Source organism: Oribacterium sp. C9 (assembly GCF_002007235.1).
GTDB lineage: Bacteria > Bacillota > Clostridia > Lachnospirales > Lachnospiraceae > Oribacterium.
Genome location: NZ_MUHW01000017.1, coordinates 70978 through 95333, shown reverse-complemented (window position 1 = coordinate 95333; position 24356 = coordinate 70978). Strand labels below are relative to the sequence as shown.

The window sequence follows — 24356 nt, the reverse complement described above, 5'->3', positions numbered from 1 at the left end:
TCCAGCTCCTGTAACTGTTACTGCACCGGAATTAACTGTAACTTCAGTTTTTGCGTTGCTTCCTGATGAAGTCGCACTTATTCCTGTTCCCTCATGATTGCCAGTACTATCAATTTTGTTTTCTGTTACCGAAATCCCATTATCTACAGTAACTGAAGCGGTTCCGGTGGAACTGTTTGCACTTACACCGGTAGTTTCACCACTGTCACCTGATACCGAAACTCCATCTTCAACTTTAACTGTATCGCCATCAGTTGCTATTACAGTTGTATCTTGCGCATACACCATCATACTCTGGCTCATGACAACTGCTGCAGTCAATGCGACCGCCATACCTTTTCTTACCGACAAAAAACTCTTTCTTCTCACGAGAATTCTCCTTTCTTTCCGTCTCGAAAGTACATTTTTCCGGCATAGAATTTGTACCGTTAACTCTCATTGTACAAATCCCCGGTATGCCTACAGGTTCCTAAACATAACCTATAAGAATACCCCCCCGAAAAGATATTCTCTGTCTTCTCGAGGGGATAACCGATCCACTATATTCAATTATCTTTTTTATCAGCAGTTTTTCGGTGAAATATTACCCTCTTCACATAAATAATTTAGAATTGACATACAGCTATACCTATATGGTCGAATTTTAGACTATATGAAAAGTGATATTTCTTTGGTACCATTCATCAGAATGAATCTCTTCTTATACAAGTTACATAGGAGCAAGCTCTTCTCCGTTGCTTTCTATGACTTTCTTATACCAGAAGAAAGATTTCTTTTTAAGTCTTTTCAGTGTTCCGGTGCCGTCATCGTGCTTATCAACGTAGATGAACCCGTAACGCTTCGCCATCTCTCCCGTTGAGGCACTTACCAAATCTATGCAGCCCCATGGTGTATATCCCATGAGATCCACTCCATCCTCCGCTGCCTCCTTCATCTGTTCTATATGCTTTCTCAAATACTCTATACGATAGTCATCATTGATGGAGCCGTCAGCCTCAACAGTATCTCTTGCGCCGAGCCCGTTCTCCACCACCATCACAGGAATATGGTATCTGTCATATATCTCATTAAGCGTAAATCTAAGTCCCTTAGGATCTATCTGCCATCCCCACTCACTTTCCTCGAGATAAGGATTTCTCACCCCTCCGATGAGATTTCCTCCGGTCTTTTCATCAGCTTCACCGGCACTTGCACAGAGACTCATGTAATAGCTGAAGGTATAGAAATCGACCGTACCATCCCTCAAAATTTCCGTATCATCATCCTCCATTTTCACTGAGATTCCGTTCTCCCTGAAAAATCTCTCAGCATAGGAAGGATAATATCCCCTCACCTGCACATCTGAACAGAACCAGTTCTTCATTCGCATTTCCTTCTGGCAGGCAAGCATATCATCCGGATTACAGGTCGCCGGATACTGGGTGAGGAAGCAGATCATATTGCCAAGTTTATATTCAGGATAATTCTCATGGGCATACTTTACGACTTTTGCACTTGCTACCAGCTGATGGTGAAGAGCCTGAAAACGAACTGCAGGCTCATCCTTTATCCCGGTTATGGGACCGCTGAACCCTTTAACTGTCCCTAAGGACAAGACATTGCCCATAGGCATGGTACCGGAATTTATCTCATTGAAGGTGAGCCAGTATTTCACCCTTCCCTTAAATCTCTCAAACACCGTCCTGCAGTATCTCTCAAAAAGCTCTATACATTCTCTTCCGTACCAGCCGTTGTACTTCTCTACAAGAGCATAGGGCATCTCATAGTGGGATAGAGTGATGAGGGGCTCAATGCCATATTTTCTGCAACAGTCAACCACACGGTCATAGAATCTAAGCCCCTTTTCATTTGGAGTCTCCTCCATTCCTGTGGGAAAGATCCTGGTCCATGCGATGGAAAATCTGAAGACATTGAAACCCATCTCAGAAAAGAGTCTGATATCCTCCTCGTAATGATGATAGAAATCGATAGCTTCATGACTGGGATACAGGTTCTCCGGCTCTATGATAGTAGTGATCCGCTTCGGGCTATCCTTTGTGCCGTTTGTGCACATATCAGGCACAGAGGCACCCTTTCCGTCCTCATTCCATGCGCCCTCAAACTGATTTGCAGCGGTTGCTCCGCCCCATAAAAAGCCCTTTTTCAATGACATAGTTATTTGCTCCTATCCTTTAATTCTTCCCAGCGTCTCTTCAGGACAAATGCCGAGGACTTCGGCTGACGCTCTCTGGTGAAGATTCCTTTCTTGTTTCCGCCGACTCTGAAGATACCCTCGGAGGTCTGGAAATCCGCAAAATTCCAGACAAGCTCGCCCTTGATGAAATCGTAGTCATCCAGCACTCTGAAATTCATCTCATAATATTCATTCTGATATTCCTCAGACCACATGGTTCCGGGAAGAGAATGCTGTCCCGCCAGAGTATCTGTTCCAAATTCAGTCATGACAAATGGCTTTCCCGTTTCGAGAGCCTTCCATCTGTTCAGCTCATCTCTGAACTTTTCCTCCGCTTCATATATATCTTCACCGCCGCTTATGTACCAACCGTAATATCTGTTGAGGCAGATGAAATCGAGAAGCGGGTAGCATTGGCACTTTTCAGGGCTGCTGTTCTTTTCCAAAGCTCCTGTGAGAGGTCTCTTCTGAGGATCCAGCTCCCTCGCACGCTCAAACACCCTTGAAAAATACTCAAATGATTCCTCACTGGTGGTCTCCGGCTCATTGAACAGACTGAAGGCGATGACACTGGGATGATTCTTGTCACGCTTTATCATTTCCTCCACCTGATTGAGCTCGTTCTGAAGGAGCTCCGGCACAGTCGGCGTCTCAAAGAAATAGGTGTAATGCCCCATTCCGGCCTCAACGAAATTTCTCGTGGAACGCATCATGCCTACTGCAGGCACCTCATCGATTATGAGAAAGCCCTCTTCGTCCGCAAACTGATACCATTCATCCGCATAGGGATAGTGACTGGTCCTGAAGCAGTTCGCTCCGTTCCACTTCATGCATTCGAAATCTCTCTTGGCTACAGAATAGTTAAAGGTCCTTCCGAGAATGTCGAAATCCTCATGCTTACCGTAACCCTTGAGATAAACAGGTTTTCCGTTGATGAGTATATCTGTTCCCTCAACAGAAACAGTTCTGATTCCGATCCTGTCGGTGTACTCGTCGATAACTCCCTTTTCGTCATGTACCTTGATGCTCATGTCATAAAGATGTGGATCCAGTACATTCCAGAGCTTAGGTTCCGAAACGGTAAGTGTGCCGATGTAGGCATTATCCTGCTTTGTAAGCTCCAGCTCGGAAGCTGTTTTTCCATTTTCGTCTATGATGCTAATGTTTACCCCGAGGCTGCCATCATCTCCCTCTGCACAACTGAGTTTTACTCTGCAGTTTACTCTGGCTTCACTCTCAGAAAGCTCATATACAAGCTCGTAATCCTCCACAGATATCTCAGGAAGAATGAGAAGCTCCACGCTTCTCTGTATTCCGGAATAATTAAAGAAATCGAAATACGGTTTTGCAGTGAGGCTGCCATCCCTGTTTTTCTTGACAGCTCCGCAGGGAAGCGATACCTCGCTTAGCTCGTTGTTTACCTTCACGACCAGTTTGTTGGTTCCGGTCTTTACTACATCTGTAATGTCCAGCACGAATGGCAGGAAGCCTCCCTCATGCTCTCCGATCTTTACCTCATTCAGGAACACGACACCTCTGTGGGTCACGCTGCCGAATCGCAAAAGAACCTTTTTATCATTTACCTTCGGCATCACAAATTCGGTCTCATACCAGAAATCGCCGCAGTAGTTTTTCTTTTTTTTATCTGTATAGAGGTCTGCAAAGCTACCGGGAACAGGCATCATCTCATATCCTTTAAGTCCCTTTTCCCAGCCTTCCGAAAGTCCAGCCTTTGCCTCATCGAATTTGAATTTCCACATTCCGTCCAGTGACAGCTTCATCCTGCTTGAAGTCACTCTGGGATACAACAGTGATCCAGTCATATATCTGTTTCCTTTACTTCTACAATCTATTGCCAATACACCCGTTCCGTTGTTCAGGCTTTTCGGCGCAGGCTATATCTGAATAGCCATTCATTGATATTACCTGCTTCTATTAAACTCATGGAGTGAAGGATGATGTTTTCCCCCACTCCATGACTCGAACTTCAAACTATCTATACTATCGCCTCTATATAAGGATCACTTCGCCTCTTTAAATGTCACGAAGGAGACTCCGAAGGCTCCTGCCAGAGATATGGCGATGGCAACGATAGCCCAGCCGCCGTAAACTGCATAGATGGCAGGCAGTGTAAGAGCATTGACAGACATCTGCACATCTCTTGTCACATGCATGACTGCACAAAGGGCTCCGCCGATACCGTTGATGATGCACATTGCTGCGAAAACCTTCTTTCTCTCGAGAAGTACTCCGTAGATGGCAGGCTCAGTTACGCCGCCTATGAATGCTGAAACTGCTGCCGCACCTGAAAGCTCTCTAAGCTTCTTGTTCTTTGCACGTAAAAATACTGCGAAGGTAGCTGCTGCGATACCGAAGTTTGTTCCTACAGTAAGCGGAAGGATATAGTCATAACCAAGGACCGCATAGTTGTTCATGCAGATAGGGATAAGTCCCCAGTGAACACCGAAGATGATCATTACAGGCCAGAGGGCTGCCATGGCGAAACCTGCGAGAATAGGTACAGTATTGAGACCTGTCTCGATTACCTTTGCAAGTCCTGTTCCCACAAAATCTGTAACAGGTCCAACGACCAGAAGCACAAGCGGGAAAATAACGATGAGATCAAGAAGAGGAATGATGATTCCGCTGATGACTTCAGGCATTATCTTCTTTAAAAGCTTTTCCCATTTAGCCTGTACGTATGCTGCAACTATGATAGGAAGTACTGAACTTGTGTAGCTTATCATCTTAACAGGAAGGCCAAGATATGTTACGGCTTCCTCCGCACCCTTCAGGGCTACAACATTGGGATAAACAAGGGCTGCTGCGATAGCCATGGTCACAAAGTGCTGTGCGCCGAATTTCTTTCCTGCTGTGTAGGCAATGAATATCGGAAGGAAATAGAACACTCCGTCTGCTGCACCATAGAGAATGGTGTATGTACTGGATTCCTTACTAAGGAGTCCTATAGTCACGAAAAGCACAAGAAAACCTTTGAGGAGTCCCGCTCCCATAAAGGCACCCATGAAGGGGGTGAAAATGGCAGAAACATACTCTACGAACTTATCTCCAAGCACATTTTTCTTTGCCTTCTTTTTGTTTTCAGCCACGATATCCTTTACATCAGCATCATCCTCTTCCGCTGAAACTCCGGACTGCCATACTGCCGCCTCAGGCAGTGCCATAACAGCGTCAAATGCTTTTGTCACATCCTGACCGATGACCACCTGTGTCTGACCGCCGGCCTCGATTACCTTCATGACACCGTCAATGCTTTCAAGCTTTTCTTTATCTGCTTTGGATGTGTCCTTAAGAACAAATCTGAGACGTGTGACGCAATGCGTAAGAGCCTTTACATTATCAGCTCCACCTATGTTTTTTATGACTTCATTAGCAATTAAGTTATAATCCTTAGCCATTTTCTTTTCTCCCAATTTGTATTCATTCATCAAATCAGCTGATGCTGGTATTATAGCAGTGAAACGCGCTATGTATTAGAACCAAATTGACAGAATAGTACTATATTGTTAATATCTGATATAAATTTGTCTATTTCCTTCATTTTCTTTCAAGGTAATGACAGCGTCCCTTGCTTTTCTACTCATACCCATAATAAAAGGAGAACATCCATATGACGATCACAGAAGGCTGCCTGATGCTTGAGAATCTGGAACTGATTCCGGTAAATATAATCGACACAACAGAGAAGATAGACGCAGTCTGCGAGAAGTACCGCATCCACTCTTCCCAGATCCTTTTTTCAAAAAACAAGCTGCAGGAGCTTCTTTCAGAAATGGACAAGAGTGAATTTCTTCATATAGTTGACTCCTTCCGAATCCATCACATCCTTGCCTTCTGTGATGATACGCCCATCCTTTACGGACCCTACTGTACAGAGCTTCTCGCCAGCAGCGAGATCTCGATCCTTTTGTCAAATCTGAAGATAAGGGATATACAGCCTGAAACTCTGGCTAAATTACGAAGCAGATATACGGTAAAGCCACAACAGAATGTACAATATCACTTAAATATTCTCTTTTCGTCACTGACCGGAGATTCCACCATTCATGCAACCAGAAATCTGGATCTTTCACCACTTTCTTATGCACATGAAGAAGAAACTGTTTCCCGGGACATCGCCATAAAGCTGGTACGGGAGCATTATGCAACTGAACAGCGGCTCATGAAGAGCATATCCGAGGGAAACTACACTGCGGCTTCGGAGGCATGGCACTTCCTGCACAATGCTGTGTCATACAAAAACATTGGCCACACCCTTGAAGTTGCAAGGGTCTCAGCAGGTATCACCAGGACCATGTTGAGAATAGGAGCATTAAATGCCGGTCTTCCTGCGGAAATCAATGACCGGATCTCAGGAAAAAGCGGAAGGTTCATGCTGAAGGCACGCACCATGGATGAGATCTATATGGAGCATGAGCGACTGATAAAGGAATACTGCGATATCATAAAGGAATATAAATCAAAGGCGTACAGCAGTCTGGTACTGAGTGTCAGATATCTCATGGAAAATGAGTACGAAAAGGCCCTGACGCTTGAAGATATCGCTGAAGAGCTTTCCCTAAGCCCAAGCCATATCGTCCATCGGTTCAAACGTGAGACCGGTACCACCCCCATGGCTTATCTCAATTTCGTCAGAATGAAAAAGGCAGCCGAAGCCCTTACCAAAACTTCTATGTCTATTCAGGAAATAGCCGCAGAAGTAGGAATTCTCGACTCAAATTATTTTGTTAAGTGCTTTAAAAAGGTATATGGGGTGACGCCAAGCGGATACAGGAAGAAATATAAAGGCTGAACATTCAGTCCTCACCTGAGCATACTATCCGGTAAATCAGCCTGTTCCAGGTTCCCTGAATTTCATATACGCTCAAAACATTATAATAACTTACTTTTTTATTGGCTTGTACGCAATGTAAGCGCTATAATGATACAAGTGTCCTGAAGGGCTGACACATTTTTTATGTATTCACACATATATAGTTAGGTTTTTAAGACATTATCAGCGCCTTTAGGGCGCTTTATCTATGTTCTAATAGTACGCGAGGTTTAAATGAACAGACAATTTCAAGGTAACCTGATGCTTTTACTCACTTCTCTGATCTGGGGCTCCGCTTTCGTGGCTCAAAGTGCGGGAATGGAGTATGTAGGTCCCTTTACCTACAATATGACAAGAAGCTTCATCGGCTTTCTGGTACTCATACCTATGGTTGTATTCTTCAGAAAAAGATTTCTGAGACAGCATCCGCTCACAGATCGACAGGAACAGAAACTGAATCACAGCTCTGTTGTTGGCGGTATCGTATGTGGTACCGTGCTTTTCGTGGCAAGTAATCTCCAACAGGTAGGTATCAGTTCAACCACCGCCGGTAAAGCCGGATTCATCACAGCTCTGTACATAGTTATAGTTCCGATTTTCAGCATGCTTCTCGGAAAAAAAGTTTCCAAAATAGTATGGCTATATGTCTGCATGGCTATATTCGGATTTTATCTTATGTGCATAAAAGAAGGCTTTACCATCGGAAAGGGTGATTTCTATTGCCTGCTCTGTGCCATCGCTTACTCCATGCACATCATGGTCATAGACCGCTTCGCCACCCAATTTACTGACGGAGTCCTGATATCATGTGTCCAGTTCCTGACAGTAGGTATCCTGTCTCTTATTCCGACAATGCTTTTCGAGACACCCTCCCTCTCTTCCATATGGGATGCCAAAATAACCATTCTGTATGCCGGAGTCCTTTCAAGTGGTGTTGCCTACACTCTGCAGATACTGGCACAAAGCCGTACCAGTCCTACCATCGCGCCTCTCATCATGAGCATGGAATCTGTATTTGCAGTTCTCTTCGGATGGCTCATCCTGAATGAGAGTCTGAGTCTCAGGGAAATGCTGGGCTGCGTGATCGTATTCCTGGCTGTAGTCCTTGCTCAGCTTCCGACGCCGGGATCGAAAGAAAAAACTACCAAAACGAAGAAACTCAACGATTAATGACCGTACACTTATGTATAGCCATGGTGATTAACCACCTTGGACAATGACATTTACAAAAAATCGAAAATATTTGGTGAATACTATGACTGACAGTTTAAAAAGAAAACAATTTGCACTTTGCTACTCAGCTTTCGTTACCAACGGAATGCTGGCTCTTTCCATCGGCTCACTTCTCCCTTTTATCAGAGATGCCTTTGGCCTTGATTACGCCTTCTGCGGACTTCTGGTGAGTCTCCACTCTGTCGGTAACCTTTGCTCCAGCTTCTTTTCCGGAGCTCTTCCTTTACTCATAGGAAAGAAAAAGAGCATCATGTTCTTTCAAAGCTTCTTCCCTGTTTCTTTCCTTTTGATGCTTCTCGGAAACTACCGATTGGTTCTCGTTTTTGCCTTTTTTGCAACCGGAATCGCAAGAGGCGCCGCAAGTAATTACTGCAATGCAAAGATCAACTCCATCGCAACAGGTATGGCATGGGCACTGAATTGCCTCCATGCCTCATTTGCGGTAGGAGCCTTCGTGTTCCCACTTATTTTAATGTTCATGACGAGAGACGAGAGCTCCCACTGGGTGTATGCCTGTGTATTTCTTTCTGCTCTTGGTCTTTTGACATGCCTTTTCTATTATCTGATGCCGGAGGATGCAGAGAACAAAAAACATACTGATGAAATTCCGGCGTCAGTATCCGGAAAACGGTTCGACAAGAGAGATGATGATAACTCCGCAGCTGCATTCGGTTTTTTCAGAGAGCCCCTCTTTTATATCTGCATAGCCACACTGTTCTTCTACCTCTGCGCCGAACAGGGCGTTATAGGCTGGATGATCACCTATTTTAAGGACACCGGACTGCTTAAGCCAAATCTCGCCCAGGTAACTGCCAGCATCCTTTGGGTAATGATCCTCCTGGGAAGACTAACCACAGCATTCCTCTCAACGAAAGTAAAAAAAGAGGACCTGCTGCCTGCCATGGGTGTAGGCATTGTCCTCTTCTTTATAGTACTTATTCTGTCAAAGACAACACTTCCTATCATCATCGGAATAATGGGCTTTGGCTTCTCCATGGCGGGTATATATGCCACCACGGTTTCCTTTGCAGGTGAGCTCATAAAGAAATACAGCCTGGCCTGGAGCTTCATTCTCACCACAGCAAGCCTCGGTTCCATCATCATGCCGACAATAGTGGGGGTTATTGCCGAGAACTTCGGCATCGCCACCGGAATCGGAAGCATCGCCATAGCTCTTTTCATCGACATGATATGTATCATGGTTCTGGTTCGCTATGTAAGAAAAAAAACTGTCTGACTCAGACTTCTTTGGATCTATAATTCAGCATTTTAAAGTTCTGCGCATTGGAGCTGTAAAGCCTCTTAAATACTCTGTAGTTTCTCTCATAGACATCTCTATTTAAAGGGTTGGGTATATAAATCCGGTCTGGCTTTACAAGCTTTCGTGCAAGCTCAAGCACATCTTCTCCTTTGATTCCTGCGGCTACAACCAGAGCCGTTCCTACTGCTCCAACCTCCTGCGTATGATTTACGGTCTCAATCTTTCTTCCGGTAATATCAGCGAGCATCTGACATGTAACCGGAGACAATGCTCCACCTCCGACAAATCTTATGACATCGGAGGTTTTCACCTTCCTCGCTTCACTTTCCAGAAGCCAGCGAAGATGATAACAAATTCCCTCAAGAACGGCCCTGATCATATCCCTCTTTCCGGTTTCGATCCTTATATTAAAAAACATCCCGGCTGCATCTGAATCCTCAAAAGGACATCTGTTACCATGGAGCCATGGAGTAAAGAGTACGCCGTTTGCTCCCGGCGGAACCTTACTGATCTCTTCCGACAGATAATCATAAAGGCTTGTAAACCTGCTCTCCACATCATCCGTGATCTTGGTTTGATTCAGATACACACCAACCTCATCCAAAGCAAGATGCTTCATTACCCATTCAAAACATTTGCCAGCTGTTTCCAGTTCCGCGTAATAGTTGAAATATCCATGCCTGGCTGAAAGAACTCCCGTTATCATGGCGTTGATATCAACAGTTTGATAATTGAGGAATGTCGATACCCATCCTGAGGTACCGACATATATATGCGTATCTCCTGGACTTATACATCCGGCGCCGATATTGACAAAAGTCGTATCTCCACCGCCTCCAAAGACCGGAGTTCCCTCCATAAGTCCGAGATCCTTCGCAGCTTTTCCGGTCAATCCTCCGACCCGATCTGTACAATCAATGATCTCCGGCATATGTTCAGGATCTACTCTATACATTTTCAGAAGCCCACTGTTCCAGCCTTCCTTTCCCTTACGCGTATCATAAAGAAAAGTGGCGAATGCAGAATCAGCAGTTCTCACTATCCTTCCGGTACATCGCGCAACCAGATAGTCACCGATATCCAGCCATTTATAGATCCTACTGTAAACCTCCGGCTCGTTGTTTTCGACCCATTTGTACTTCCAGACCGGATCCTTCGCACTTGTTGAAGCGGCATAATTAACCAACAGATTTCTTACAAGCTTATACAGGCTGCAGCCGGATACCTTTACTATCCCGCTTCCCATACACTTTTTATACTCTTTTATGCCTCTTTGATCCAGATAGTTCATCGGAGGTCTGACGGCTTTCGCATCTTTATCTACCAGGACCGTCCCCTGCATCTGTGAGCAAAATGCAATTCCACCGATTTCTGTGGCTCCGACACCTGATTTTTTAAATAACTCCTTTGTGGTATGGCATAGAGCCCTCCACCATTCTTCTGTATCCTGCTCTGCTCCTCCGTCCCCGGAGATATATAAACCATAGGCGGCAGTAGAACTCGCCACGATACGGATATCAGAGTCAATCTCAAACAGACATGTCTTTACGCTGCTTGTTCCAAAATCATAAATGATCGTATACATTTATCAGTCCTCTTTAAGGTGAATGTTCCAGCCTGTATCGATTTTCTCTTTTACTATTCCCATAGTCTCACCATCTAAATCCGGCCAGTCCACCACAGTAGTTGCCTTGTCTTTTACGAAATAGGCTTTTTCCGCACATAGAGCAAGGGGCGTATCCGCAAGAGAATCTGAATAGAAATTATCTATCACAGGAAATCCATGATCAAAGATGTATCTCGCCTTTTCCTTTGCATACATCAGATTATTCAGGAAAACACCAAATTCGCGGTCATATTTCGTTGCTATATATTTTACACCAAGTCTTTTAGCTATGGGCCCGATGATACATTCCGGAGATGCACTGATGATAAGATCGTCAGGTCTTTTCTGCGCCAGATACCATGCTGAAATCCTTTTCTCGTACTTATCCCAGTATCGCTCGATCTGTATATCATAATCATCTATCATTGTCAGATAACTGAACAAATTGCGCTGTAACCGATAATTCGGAATCACTCCTGCTTTATACTTTATAAAGCTCCAGATCATGCCCGGAAAAAAGGTGAACCACAGCTTTGGATGGACTTTCATGCACCAGAATGCAAAACCTATCGAGCAATCCGAATAAAAAATTGTACCGTCAAAATCATATACATTCATATCCTTTTATCCTATGACCACGTTGTCATCCATATTCTTAGCCATTTCATCCTGATTAATAGCTAAAATGATCATTGTGATATCGCCAAATCGTGAATCTCCGGTCGCAAAATCTTTACATCACATAAAGCATGTTCCAACACCTTTTATATCGACAGTTCTATTATAATCTTTATAAAAATAAAAAGAACGTGTAACCTGACATATTCGGGTTTCACGTCCTTTATCCATATATTCAACTGCTTTTTATTTTGCCCTTATGACTGATAATACAACAAATATCAAAAGTATGAAGGGATAGAAAAGCCATGGAATGATCTCCACACTGCTTATTCCCGAGAGAGAAGAAGCTATCAGAAGCTGTGCTCCATAGGGAATTATGCCCTGCGCTATACAGGAACATGTATCCAGAAGAGATGCTGTATCTCTGCCGGATACACCGTACTCATCGCTTATTTCTTTAGCTATCGGAGCAGCTATGACTATTGCAACTGTGTTATTTGCAGTCGCAATATCAAGAAATGCTGTCAAAAGACCGATACCTGCCATACCGCCTTTTTTCCCGGTCGCACGTTTTTTAATGAAATCGAGGATTGCCGCAAATCCTCCTCCTGCTTTCATCAGTGCTGATATTGATGATACAAGCACCGTTACTATCATGGTTTCAAACATACCTGCTGTTCCGCTTCCAATAGAAGAAAATGCACTGACATAGTCAAGTGAACCAATCATCATTCCTGTAATAAGATAAAGTACAATGCCTATCATCAGAACAGCAAAAACATTAACCCCAAAGAGTGCCAGTATAAGCACAGCAAAATATGGTGCTGCGAGCATAGGATTATATTCAAAATCACCCATGATCGCAGCTTCGCTGTTCATGGACAGGAAAAGAATCACCAGCACAGTCAGTATCGCCGAAGGCAGCGCTATTTGTATATTGGTACGGAACTTATCTGCCATTTGAACTCCCTGAGTTTTTGTAGCAGCTATGGTGGTATCCGATATGAAGGAGAGATTATCTCCGAACATAGCACCTCCGACTACGGTACCCACACACATAGGCAGGGAAAGATCTCCATTCTGAGCGACTGTCGTTGCTATAGGGACAAGCACGGTGATCGTTCCTACACTGGTTCCCATTGCCATGGATATGAGACATGCGATTATAAAAAGTCCTATCTCCGCAAATCTGGGTGGAATGATATTTAAGAGCATGTTGGCGGTACTGACTGCGCCACCCGCTGCTCCTGCTATTCCGCTGAATGCTCCTGAAAGCAGGAAAATAAACAACATTATAGTGATATTATCATCACCTATTCCCTGAGCACACAGATGTATCTTTTCATCAAATGACAGTTTTCTGTTTTGAAGGAATGCTGCAATCAATGCGATACCGAAGGCAACTACGACCGATATGATATAAAATCCCATTTTGCCTTCAATCGGTCTGATACATTCAAAGAATATGCCGTTTCCAAGATACAGCACCAGAAATATCACTATAGGCATAAGAGCCCATCCGTTTGGCGCCAGTGTTGTTACGCTTTCTGCTAAACTTTTATTATTACTTTCCATTATTCATGTCCTGTTTCTACATTTTTCCTTTATTCTACAACAAAGTCATATCGAAACATTTTAATGTGAGATGAACATTATGTCTATTATAATTTACTCAATCGGTTCTGCCGGTCATACGACATATACCCAATTAATCATACAAGCGTGACAATTCTATCTCGTATATATCGTCCATATCTATTTTCTGCCCGTCTGTCATGATGACCCTTCTTTCTATGGCATAGATCTTCTTCACGTATCCCTTGGTGGATACATATTCACCTCCGGGTTTTTTTTCATCTTTTTTAAACCAGGTGATGCAGACTTCCTTTTCCGGTAGCCGGTCTTTCAACTCCTGTAATTGCCAATCCAAATGTTCCTTTTGAGTTTCACTTAGAATCATCTTCTCCGATACGAGTCTTCCGGTCTCTATGATTGCTTCTTCATAGCCTGTTAATGCTGCAAACGGTGCAAACTGGGCTGCTCTGTTATAAAGAGACATCCTCTTATGCTTAAGTGATTCAGGATGCTGTAAATTTATGATGTCTCCGTACTTCGTCATCACATCTAAATTTAAGCCATACAATTCATGATCTTTTATTCCATGTACATTATGCCATTCCGGCTTATCGTTCATTTTTATACCTTTCTGAAGTATCATACTAAGCTTTATGGCCTCCGATCTGTTCGTTCCTACTCTTCATGGTTGCACCGTCTAACATATTCATACCTTTAATGACAGCATTTTTCCCGAATTTCTGCTTGATCGTCAGCGCCGCCTCCTGCAGTCGGCGATCTCTTTTTTTGACCCTCTTTATCTCTTTTCGTTCTTTTTCGATTTTTTCATAGTCGGAAAAAAGGTCCATCTGCTCCCATGAACCCTCCATGTTACCGAACTTTATGGTCCTGTCCTCGTCTTTTTCATCTTTAACTCTTCCTGCAACTATATTAAGTCTTCTAACCAAAAGATCCGGATTCACTATCTGCTCAAATAGCTTGACCGCAGCTCCGGTAATTAACCTCGTTGAAGAAGTCATCCCCTGAAGAGATATGGTTCCATGCGCATGTTTCGGAACTCTCCTTCCCAGATAATCTACAACAACCGGTCCATGATACAGTTTACTTATCTGAGGGTCAGTTAGATTCTCTATATCATATCCTATGGTAATCACCAACTGATCTGTCACGAGATGTTTCGCAACCAGATCAAGTGATAACTGATCTGCCATCTCCTTTATTATCAGACGGCTTTTTTCATAATTATAAGCACAGTGAAGTACCTGTCCCGACCCCATACTGCTGTTTTCAGGTTTATATGCTTTCACGTCCTGCATCCTGCAGGGCTCATATCCCCATACATGATCAATGAGAAGTTCCGCATTTATGCCGAAGTTTTTATATAAAAGTTCCTCGTTGTCCAGTGAACATCTGGCAACATCACCCATGGTATAAAGACCGAGACTCTCAAGCTTTCTTGCATATCCTACTCCGACTCTCCAAAAATCGGTAAGAGGTCTGTGATTCCAGAGCAGCTGTCTGTAGCTTCTTTCATCTATCATGGCAATACGTACTCCGTCCTTGTTCGCCGGAATATGCTTGGCTACTATATCCATGGCAATCTTTGCAAGATACATGTTTGTACCGATACCTGCCGTTGCAGTTATACCTGTAAGCCGGATAATTTCATGAATCATATCAGACGCCATCCTTTCAGCCACAGCAGCCCGACTCCATGTATCCAGTTTCTGATTTTGTGCGTAAGTTCTCAGATACGCTGTGACATCCATAAAGACCTCGTCTATGGAATACACATGTATATCCTCCGGTGCAACATACTTTAGATATATGTCATAGATTTTAGTACTGTACTTTATGTATTGGGCCATATGTGGAGTAGCTGAAATATAATCGAGTTCCAAAAAAGGATCCTCCTTCAACTTGTTTGCATCACAGGATTTTCCGGAAAATTTCTGACCGTTTATCTTTTTTTGACGTTCAGCATTGATCGTTTTCACTTTTTCTATGACCTGAAAAAGTCTGGCACGTCCCGGTATCCCATAAGCTTTTAGGGAAGGTGTCACTGCAAGACATATAGTCTTTTCTGTTCTGCTGACATCCGCTACTACCAGATTCGTAGTCAACGGATCAAGATCTCTTTCATAGCACTCCACAGAAGCATAAAAAGACTTGAGGTCTATACACATATAGCATCTGTTATTTTGAGTATCATCCATAACAGCCTCCGTTAAAGCACACAAAATTACTATATGCGAATCATATCACAAAACAAACGTTTACGCAAACATTTGTTTTGCACGTCGTCAATCTGATATACGTGAAGATATAGAATAAATAGATGCATAATTAAGGTTTGACTGACGTTCTGCATTCAAATAATAGCTTCCGGATTCTTTTCAAATTTAAAAACAGACCTGAGTGTATCTGACATTTTACACTCAGGTCTGTTTCTATTTCCAACTATATCCGGGATTACAAAGGGGGAAATGCTCCCGAACTTAACTCTGGATTTTTCAGCTTCAGTACTTCCAGTTCTTTGGATTCTTGACTTCTTCAACGATATCAAAATACAGCTTCTCTGCATCAGCGAATCCGCCTACACGGCGTGTAAGAAAACCGTGCCTTGTTCCCAAAAGTCTCTTACAGGTTACTGAAACTCCGGCGCGAATAAGCATATATGCAAATCTTTCACCTTCTTCTGCAAGACTGTCTGTTTCACCTGTACATATCAGGAAAGGATTAAGTCCCTGAAGCTGTTCTTCTGTTGCAAAGATCGGAGAGATCCTCCAATCAGTCTTATCTCTGCCGCCTGCATACCATTCGTTATACATAACTCCACGCTTTTGAAGCTCGATAGCTTCAGGCGCTGCATTCGGTCCAAGCTTGGCTATAGGATCAGTAGCAAGGTCTAATGGCGGATATGCCAGACAGGTCCTTGCGATTTTGAAATCAGGTTTTTCACCCATTCTTTCCTTCTCATGATTCATGATAGTGATGACTGTCGCCATATTGGCTCCCGCACTCTCACCGCTGAGAATGATTTTTTCAGGGTCAATGTCAAACTCCTCAGCATGCTCGTACACATACTTCACTACCGAGTAGCCCTCTTCAATTGCATAAGGAAAAACCTCTTCAGGCGCAGGTCTGTAATCAACATCAATCACGAGGCACCCGGTATTGTATGCCAGAACATGTGCGTAATTCACATCCTGTCCCCGATACGGCTTAACAAATCCGCCTCCATGAAGCTTTATGATCACAGGACCATATGACTCCATTCCCTCCGGTTCGAAAATATGAACCCTGACAGGTTCCTTACCCTCACGTTCGATAAATCTTTCATATTCTCTTTTCACAGGGAATGCCTTTATGATTTTCTCATCCGGTTCCAGTCCGTGAGCGTTTTCTCTTACTTTGTTCAATGCTTCGTTATTTTCCAATTTCTTCTCCTCAACATACAAATCATCACTTAATCAAAATCCGCGCTACCACAGCTCCTCTTTTACAGTACCGGGAAAATAGTCATCGTCCAGAAAACTGAAATGATACATCCGACTACTGCGAACAGAGCTCCATGCTTGATCATGAACGGCACATCATATCCACCGAGACCCATGATATAAGGTGTAGCTGATGTAGACATTGGCGTCATAAATGCTGTAAGGCAGGCAGCCTGAATAAGGATCATGAGACCTACCGGATTTCCGCCCATGGCAGCACATGTTGCTATGGCGATAGGATGAAAAATAAGCATCGTTCCTCTGTTTGACATGAACTGGGTAAGTATGAAAGGACATACGAAGAAAATGAACCCCAGAAGATAATTGCTGTTTCCGAAGCTTCCTACAAAACCGGAAATGACATTACCGATGAAATCACCTGCGCCTGTTGCACTGAGTGCTCCGGCGATGGCATTGGAACCGACTATAAGGAAAAGGATTCGAAGCGGAAGTGCCTTGCCAGCCTCTGCAGGCTTCAAAACATTGCAAAGCACCATAAGAAGCGCACCGATAACTGTTATGCTCCAGCTGTCAAGACCAAGCTGTTTACTGAACATAAGTGCCAGAGCATCTCCAAAGAAAATGACGATGGATGCATACTCCTGAAACTTTGTAAGTGTTGACTCACCGATCTTCTTAAGGGTCATATCCTGAGTTGAAACACTTGGTTCCATAGGTAATCCCTTTACACAGAAAAGGCCAAAGTAAATTACTGAGAAAAGGAGCATCGGCAGTCTGGCTTTCATAGGATCGAGAAGGCCTACGGTATAATCCATGTAGCCGTATGATTCGAGATATCCGTTCAGCTCAGCTGCTATCGTTGCTCCTGCACCAACAGGAAGAACACAGCAGGTCGCAATTATCGCTATACCTACAGGGAAAATGACCTTTGTAGGTGTAAGTCCTAACTCTTCAGCTGTTGCTATGAGCATAGGTGCTACTATAGAAAGAACTACGACCGGGCTTTGGATGAACTGGGAAAGGATCACTCCGATAAGCACATATCCCATCACCATCTTTATGGCATTACCCTTTGAAAGTCCCGATATCTTTTTTGCCAGATTAACGCAGAACTGAGTTTTATTGAATCCGGCTGCAACTACACACATACCTCCGACCATGATAACATTTGAATTTGAAAAGTATCCCAGTGTTTTGTCAGGCGGCAGACATCCTGTCAGCATCATCAGCATCATAGATGTTAATGCAAAAACCGCAAGACTGTACTTACCGCTGCAATATCCTATGATGGTAAGTACAAATATTATGAAACAAATCGTCAAAAGACTCATTCAAAAGTCCCTCCTTCTTATTTCTGACAAGTCTCCGGATACCTATCATCTGTCTGATACTATACCCTCGGAATAAATATTACACAAACGCATAATATTCATGTTATAATTACATTATGTAATGTTTTTCAGAAATAAGACCGGAGAATACTATGAATATAAGAGATTACGAATATATCATCACTATAGCGGAACACCAGAGCATTACCAAGGCTGCTGCAGCCCTATATATCACTCAGTCCGCTTTGACCAAATTCCTGCAGCGCGCTGAGTCTGAACTGGGAATACAGCTTTTCCTTCGTTCAGGGCACAAATTTCTACTCACTGATGCCGGAAGAGAATATGTGGAAACGGGTCGTGTGATCATGAAGCTGGATCACGAACTTATGAATAATCTTAGGAAAAAAGCGGATTCCAGACAGAAAGAAATACGTTTCGGTTTTGGAATGGGACGCGAGCAGTTTCTTTATACCCACGTCTTTCCGGAATTTATAAAGAATCACCCTGAGATCACTCTGAAGAATAAAGCAGATACCAGCCGGCATCTTAAAATGTACCTTGATAACGGTCTTCTGGATCTTGCTCTGGTTACAAATATCGACATAACTCCGGGATACAAGTTTATCCCCATCAAACACTGTTTCCTTTCACTGCTTGTACCCGGTGATTCGCATCTTCTGAAAAAGGCACAGGTTATGGATGAGTATCCGTTTCCTGTAATATCTTTACTTGATTGTAAAAACGAGACCTTTGTATCTACATCTCCAACCACTCATTCCGGTTCCTATGCCGACAAACTTATGAATCAGTATATTCCCGACGCCCATCTGGCCATGGAAGTAAGTGACATAAGAAGTCTTTTTGAAGCTGTAAGATCCGGTTTCGGCATCGCCATTACTCTATCCTACGATTTAGTAGACAGTTCTCTTCAGTATTTGTCCATTAAAGAATCGAACCCCATAGACGAAACCATACAGCTGGTTTACCGTTCTGATCTGGCCATGTCTGATTCCATGAGAGATCTTATAGATATAATCGTAACTGCTGATGATGTATAATTTAACAAATAACTTTATATGTGTATAAAGAAGGTTGATATATGAATAAAAAGACGATTTATATAGGTATCGCAGTATTACTGTCGGTGCTTAGTGGCTGTTCTATATATCAAAAAACAAAAAAGACTGTTCAGCCCGCTATAGATAAAATGACAATTTATATAGCTTCGGATATTCATTACATTTCACCGGAGCTGACAGACAATGGAGCGTTCTTTACCGGTCTTATAGAATCCGCTGACGGAAAGGCAATGCAATATATAGAGGAAATAACAGATGCTTTTGTTGACCGGATGATTGTCTCAAAACCTGATGCAGTGATACTTTCCGGAGACATTAGTTTCAATGGTGCCAGGGAAAGTCATGAGAAATTAACAGAAAAACTCAGGAAAATATCTGATGCCGGGATCCAGATACTTGTAATTCCCGGAAATCACGACCTGTATTCTAAAACGGCAGCTTCCTTCAGCGGTGATGGCTATACTCTGGTTGAAAGCATAGATGCCGATGGTTTTCTGGAAGCCTATCATAGCTTCGGATATGACAGGGCCTTGGATAGAGACGAGAATTCTCTTAGCTATACCTATGAGCTAGGTCCTGAATATCTGCTTCTGATGGTTGATGTGAACACTGAAAAGTCTCCTGGGAAGCTTACGGAGGAGACCTTTGACTGGGTAAAAGCACAGTTATCGGCCGCAAAGAAATCCGGTAAAAAGGTGATTGCAGTCAGTCATCAAAATGTCCTTGCCCATAACAGTATTTTTATAGACGGATTTGTAATGGGTGGATATGAGCGCTTATGTTCCCTGTACGAGGAATATGGGGTACTTTTAAATCTAAGTGGTCATATGCATATTCAGGATATAAAAACCAGTGATAAAGGTTTTACAGAGGTGGCAACATCGGCACTTTCTGTCTCACCTTTTCAGTTCGGTGTTCTGGACATAGAAGGAAATACACTGGATTATCGAACGGAGACATTATCCTTTCCACATTATGAAGAAGCGAAACAGTTCATGTGGGATGTATCTTACAGAAAAGCTCAGGAGGGGCTGCCTGCGGGAACTTCGGAATTATATGAATACATTGCGGATTTAAATACTGCTTACTTCTCCGGTCATAAAGAAGAGATTCGATGGAATGATGACATCTATGAAAAGGTATGTAAAAATAATGCTTTCTACGGATTATATCTGAAATCAATTAAAGACGATGGCCTTGTTGATGAAAACAAATTCACTTTTTAGAACTATTATTCATATAATCTATATATTCGTTTCCCCAGACTTCGAGTTCTGCCAGAACCTTCCGGAATTTATCGCCTATTTCACTTAGCTCATATTCTACCCTTGGAGGAATCTGATCATATTCTAAGTAAATTTTACAGTACAATAACTCCATCAATCGAAGACATCATAAAAAAAAGAACGCCAATTCCTAATAAGGAAGGGCGTTCTATAAATGTATAATATCAAAGTTCTTTTTACTGTGCTGTGTAACCGCCGTCGATGAGAAGGTTGAAACCTGTTACAAACTCATTCTCTATAAGGAAGATGACGCCATGTGCGATCTCTTCCGAAGTTCCCAGACGTCCCAGCGGATGAAGGGAGATAAGGTACTTGATGCCCTCCTTACCCATGGTGTCTTCGTTTACCATGCCGGTTGTGATATAGCCGGGGTTAACGGTATTAACACGGATGCCGTCCTTTGCAAGTGCCAGTGCAGAAGACTTGGTGAGGATATTTACTCCACCCTTGGCTGCGTTGTATGACGGGATAGAAGGATCGCCGATAAAGCCTTCGATAGAAGAAGTGCTGACGATAGCACCGCCCTTTCCCTGCTTCTTCATCTGGATAGCTGCATACTTGATGCCGTAAAATACACCATTGAGGTTGATGTCAATGACTTTGCGGAAATCCTCACCGCTCATCTGATCAACTGTTCCCTGAATACCGATACCTGCATTATTGAACATGATATCAAGTGACCCGAATTTCTCAACAGCGAAATCAACGAGACTCTTGACTTCTTCTTCATTGCTGGTGTCTGTCTGATGATATACCACATCAGGAGAGATCTCCTTAAGCTTAGCCTCAGCCTCTGCGCCACGCTTTGCGCTTCTTAAGGCTATTCTTATTCTCATACATAGCCTTATCAGCGCGGTTAAACACAGAAATTACATTCTCGTCATTATCAAAGACAGCCATACCGCATGCAATGATGATTCCTCCGCTGATCATTGCGCCTTCGTTATGTTTGGCTATTACATCAACCAGCTCTTCTGTATGTTCATAATCTTCATCCTGAGATATTACAACGAATTCATCCCCACCGATACGGTATACAGGACTTCTCTTAAAAGTTCTGCAGATGATTTCGCAGGCTTCACAGATACATTTATCTCCTGCCTCATGACCCAGTGTATCATTTATTTTTTTCAGGTCATTTACGTCAAGTACGATGATCGCAAATTCCGGCTGACGCTTCTCCAGGATTCTTCGATTCATCAGATTTTCTCGTTCCTTAAAGGCATTTTTATTCTTTATCCCTGTAAGCGCATCTATCTCCGCCATATTCTGAACCATTGCAAGCTTTTCCACATACTCGCGCTTGATTCGCATAGCATCTGTTACATCCTGACAAAGTCCAAGTAAACACTCCCGCCCTGTATCATCAGTAAACTTTAGTTTGGTCGTCTGGAACTGCCTCGGATTTCCCTCTGCATCGGGAACATCCTCATAGAAAATATAAGGTCTGTCCATGGCAAGCGCCTTCTTATCATCTTCGATGAAATGGTATGCTGTTGCCGCATCAAATATTTCAAAGTCAGTAAGACCCACAACCCCCTCGGGAGTTTCTTTATGCGCATAATCCGCAAAAGCCTGATTACATGCCAGATATTTTCGGGTGTTAACATCCTTGGAAAATGTCATGGCCGGCATATTGGTCAACAGAGCCGAAACAGACCTCTTAAGCTCCGTTATCTTTTTTAGTTCCTCACTCATTTCATATTGTTTGGGAGTAACCTCTGTGGATGAAAGAATTGCCACCATAACAGCTGCAACCTTTGTTACAGGATTGACTGCAATTCTCCATATTAAAAGCTGTATAAGCTTACTATCTTCAGTCATATCATCCATGATTACCCTTTTACCATTCTGTGCACACTGGATAACTGAATTAAGCGACATACTACCGGTTTTATCGAGGTACTGTTTTGAATCGAACTGCTTTTTTTCAAATGATCGAGGAAAATGCTCTTTCATATAATTGTTAAAAGTAATATTTGATTTTACAACAGATATCCTGTCATCCAGACACTCCAGCATCACCATCGGCCAGGTATCAAAATAGTCATTTTTCTTTCCGGCTGTGTTGGAAATAGGAAGATTGTATAGATTAACATTTCCCAGCTGAGTATAATAATCTGCCTCTTCAGGATTTTCAAAACCGATCTGTATGCCTTTTTTATACCTGTCGAGTATTTCCTCAAAGTCTATCGGTTTGCAAAAATAGTACCCCTGCAGCATAGTACAGCCTATATCCCGCAGGAAATCAGCTTGCTCCTTTGTTTCGACACCTTCCGCAACGGTATTCATACCGAGAGCCATCGCCATCCTTACTATCTCTGTTAGTATGATCCTGGCTTTCTCTCCATCCTTCAATTGCCTCACAAAGAGCATATCTATTTTGATAAGATCAAATGGCACCATATGAAGGATCGCAGGTGAGGAATATCCGCTGCCATAATCGTCCATCCAGACGCTAAAGCCGAGTTCTTTAAAACGACCGATCTCTTTTATCATGTAGTCCAGATCATCGGCAATGATACTCTCAGTTATTTCTATGACCAGCATGTCTCTTGAAATGCCGGACTCATCGACACGCCGTCTTATTTCCTCGACGATATCACAGGTATAAAAATCTGATCTTGAGAGATTCACTGACACAGGTACAACATAAAGACCATGCTCTTTCTGATGCTTCATCTTCTTTAGGACACTATCAACGATATATAGATCAAGCTTATATATAGTATTGCTGTCTTCAAGTGCCGGAATAAATGCTGCCGGACTGAAGAAGCCTTTCTCCGGATCTATCCATCTGGCCAATGCTTCCTCATGACATACCTGACCACTCGCCGTTCTGATTATGGGCTGATAGAATGCTTTGATCCAACCTTGCTCTATAGCCCTGTCTATGTTTTCAACCACATACTGCTTATCTTCAAGGCAGGTCATCATCTCCTGGTCAAAAAGATACATCATTGATGCATAATTGTTCTTGCCGCTATCACAGGCGATCTTAGCTCTGTCACAGGCACCGCTTATACTGATATTTTCATCATCATACAGATACATGCCTATTCGGAGCGGAATTTTCCTGTTATTATCGGCTGTGAAATTTGTTTCTATCAATCTTTTTGCGCCTTCTCGTGCCTTTTCTTCATCACAAAAAACACAGAAATTGTCTGCTGAAAATCTGCTGCAGTTCTCATGGCTGAATTGCGCTACTATTTCACGAGAAAAGGTCTTTAACAACCGGTCTCCTTCTTCCAGACCGTATTTTTGATTGTATGATTTCATTCCGTTAAAATCGAAATACAGGATAACCGGTTTTTGCCCCTTACTCCTTATTTCTTTGCAGCCTGCCTCTGCAAGATCGAAGAAGTAAGACATGGACGGAAGACCGGTCAGATAATCATGGTCCACCTTTGAATTAAAGCTTCTCTCTTCCAGCTTATTTTTAAGGGCATTTAAAAAGCTGTCCCTTGTATTCCTGCCATCATCCAGATATGGTCCCAGGTCTGTATAGCAGACGAAGGCAAGTTTCACACCATTTTCCTTATAAATATGTTTTCCATAAGAATAAATTATCCTGTATTCACCGCATCTCTTGAACCTGTATATAACATTATATTCTCTGCCTTCAGTAGCAAAATGCAAAGCTGCATCACCTATAGCGGAAAGATCATCAGGATGTGTATCCTGATACATATTACTGTCCATCAGGGCATAGACCTCTTCCCTGGTCATTCCCGTATATCCTGACAAATCTATAAAGCCCTGTGAAAGAGCTATCGTTACTACTCTCTTGTTGATAAACTGATAGACTGCAAAAGGAATGGAACTGTTTTCCAAAAAGGTCTGTTCTTCTTCACTATATCTGTACTTTTCCAAGAGCAACACCTCCTGAGCAACAA

19 protein-coding genes are annotated in these 24356 nt (G+C 42.9%); 5 read left to right on the top strand and 14 right to left on the bottom strand.

Annotation, left to right across the window (positions count from 1 at the left end):
* The 4 genes from BXO88_RS11455 to BXO88_RS11440 all read right to left on the bottom strand — a co-directional run.
* Positions 1-369 (bottom strand): hypothetical protein (locus BXO88_RS11455; RefSeq protein ID WP_206099987.1); only part of this gene is annotated, 369 nt, incomplete at its 3' end.
* Positions 370-709: 340 nt separating this feature from the next.
* Positions 710-2152, bottom strand: coding sequence for a glycoside hydrolase family 1 protein (locus tag BXO88_RS11450; protein WP_078037865.1), 1443 nt, complete (start codon positions 2150-2152; stop codon positions 710-712).
* Positions 2153-2154: 2 nt separating this feature from the next.
* The gene (gene uidA, locus BXO88_RS11445; protein ID WP_078037864.1) at positions 2155-3996 is read right to left on the bottom strand and encodes a beta-glucuronidase; all 1842 of its coding nucleotides are present in this window, start codon (positions 3994-3996) and stop codon (positions 2155-2157) included.
* 198 nt (positions 3997-4194) lie between these two features.
* Positions 4195-5592: a PTS transporter subunit EIIC gene (locus tag BXO88_RS11440; protein ID WP_168171692.1), complete on the bottom strand. Its 1398-nt coding sequence runs from the start codon at positions 5590-5592 to the stop codon at positions 4195-4197.
* A 212-nt stretch (positions 5593-5804) separates the two neighbouring features.
* Between BXO88_RS11440 and BXO88_RS11435 the strand changes: the two genes are divergently transcribed.
* From BXO88_RS11435 to BXO88_RS11425, 3 genes are all read left to right on the top strand, one after another.
* Complete coding sequence (locus BXO88_RS11435) at positions 5805-6986, top strand: helix-turn-helix transcriptional regulator (RefSeq protein ID WP_078037862.1); 1182 nt, start codon at positions 5805-5807, stop codon at positions 6984-6986.
* A gap of 255 nt (positions 6987-7241) precedes the next feature.
* Entirely contained in the window at positions 7242-8177 is a 936-nt protein-coding gene (locus BXO88_RS11430) for a DMT family transporter (protein ID WP_078037861.1), read from the top strand.
* Between the two features lie 85 nt (positions 8178-8262).
* A complete protein-coding gene (locus tag BXO88_RS11425) occupies positions 8263-9477 on the top strand; it encodes an MFS transporter (RefSeq protein ID WP_242945209.1) in 1215 nt (404 codons plus the stop codon).
* Between the two features lies 1 nt (position 9478).
* Here the strand turns inward: BXO88_RS11425 and BXO88_RS11420 are convergent, their stop codons facing one another.
* From BXO88_RS11420 to BXO88_RS11390, 7 genes are all read right to left on the bottom strand, one after another.
* Complete coding sequence (locus tag BXO88_RS11420; protein WP_078037859.1) at positions 9479-11086, bottom strand: xylulokinase; 1608 nt, start codon at positions 11084-11086, stop codon at positions 9479-9481.
* A 3-nt stretch (positions 11087-11089) separates the two neighbouring features.
* Positions 11090-11725: a haloacid dehalogenase-like hydrolase gene (locus BXO88_RS11415; RefSeq protein ID WP_078037858.1), complete on the bottom strand. Its 636-nt coding sequence runs from the start codon at positions 11723-11725 to the stop codon at positions 11090-11092.
* A gap of 246 nt (positions 11726-11971) precedes the next feature.
* Positions 11972-13303, bottom strand: coding sequence for a Na+/H+ antiporter NhaC family protein (locus BXO88_RS11410; protein WP_078037857.1), 1332 nt, complete (start codon positions 13301-13303; stop codon positions 11972-11974).
* A 133-nt stretch (positions 13304-13436) separates the two neighbouring features.
* Positions 13437-13946, bottom strand: a complete 510-nt coding sequence (locus tag BXO88_RS11405) for a YolD-like family protein (protein ID WP_242945208.1) — start codon at positions 13944-13946, stop codon at positions 13437-13439.
* 1 nt (position 13947) lies between these two features.
* Positions 13948-15519, bottom strand: a complete 1572-nt coding sequence (locus BXO88_RS11400; protein ID WP_078037856.1) for a Y-family DNA polymerase — start codon at positions 15517-15519, stop codon at positions 13948-13950.
* A gap of 303 nt (positions 15520-15822) precedes the next feature.
* Positions 15823-16743 (bottom strand): alpha/beta hydrolase, encoded by a 921-nt coding sequence (locus BXO88_RS11395; RefSeq protein WP_078037855.1) that lies wholly within the window; start codon positions 16741-16743, stop codon positions 15823-15825.
* A gap of 62 nt (positions 16744-16805) precedes the next feature.
* Entirely contained in the window at positions 16806-18095 is a 1290-nt protein-coding gene (locus BXO88_RS11390) for an SLC13 family permease (protein WP_078037854.1), read from the bottom strand.
* A 152-nt stretch (positions 18096-18247) separates the two neighbouring features.
* Here BXO88_RS11390 and BXO88_RS11385 point away from each other — a divergent pair, with 152 nt between their 5' ends.
* Together BXO88_RS11385 and BXO88_RS11380 are read left to right on the top strand one after the other, a co-directional pair.
* A complete protein-coding gene (locus BXO88_RS11385) occupies positions 18248-19153 on the top strand; it encodes a LysR family transcriptional regulator (protein ID WP_078037853.1) in 906 nt (301 codons plus the stop codon).
* Between the two features lie 41 nt (positions 19154-19194).
* Complete coding sequence (locus BXO88_RS11380) at positions 19195-20400, top strand: metallophosphoesterase (RefSeq protein WP_078037852.1); 1206 nt, start codon at positions 19195-19197, stop codon at positions 20398-20400.
* Here the strand turns inward: BXO88_RS11380 and BXO88_RS17170 are convergent.
* From BXO88_RS17170 to BXO88_RS11365, 3 genes are all read right to left on the bottom strand, one after another.
* A complete protein-coding gene (locus BXO88_RS17170) occupies positions 20390-20554 on the bottom strand; it encodes a winged helix-turn-helix transcriptional regulator (protein ID WP_078037851.1) in 165 nt (54 codons plus the stop codon). The two genes, BXO88_RS11380 and BXO88_RS17170, sit on opposite strands and share 11 nt — an antisense overlap.
* Before the next feature lie 82 nt (positions 20555-20636).
* Positions 20637-21296: an SDR family NAD(P)-dependent oxidoreductase gene (locus BXO88_RS11370; RefSeq protein ID WP_078037850.1), complete on the bottom strand. Its 660-nt coding sequence runs from the start codon at positions 21294-21296 to the stop codon at positions 20637-20639.
* Positions 21247-24333, bottom strand: a complete 3087-nt coding sequence (locus BXO88_RS11365; RefSeq protein WP_078037849.1) for an EAL domain-containing protein — start codon at positions 24331-24333, stop codon at positions 21247-21249. Before BXO88_RS11365 ends, BXO88_RS11370 begins: the two co-directional genes overlap by 50 nt.
* Between the last annotated feature and the right edge of the window lie 23 nt (positions 24334-24356).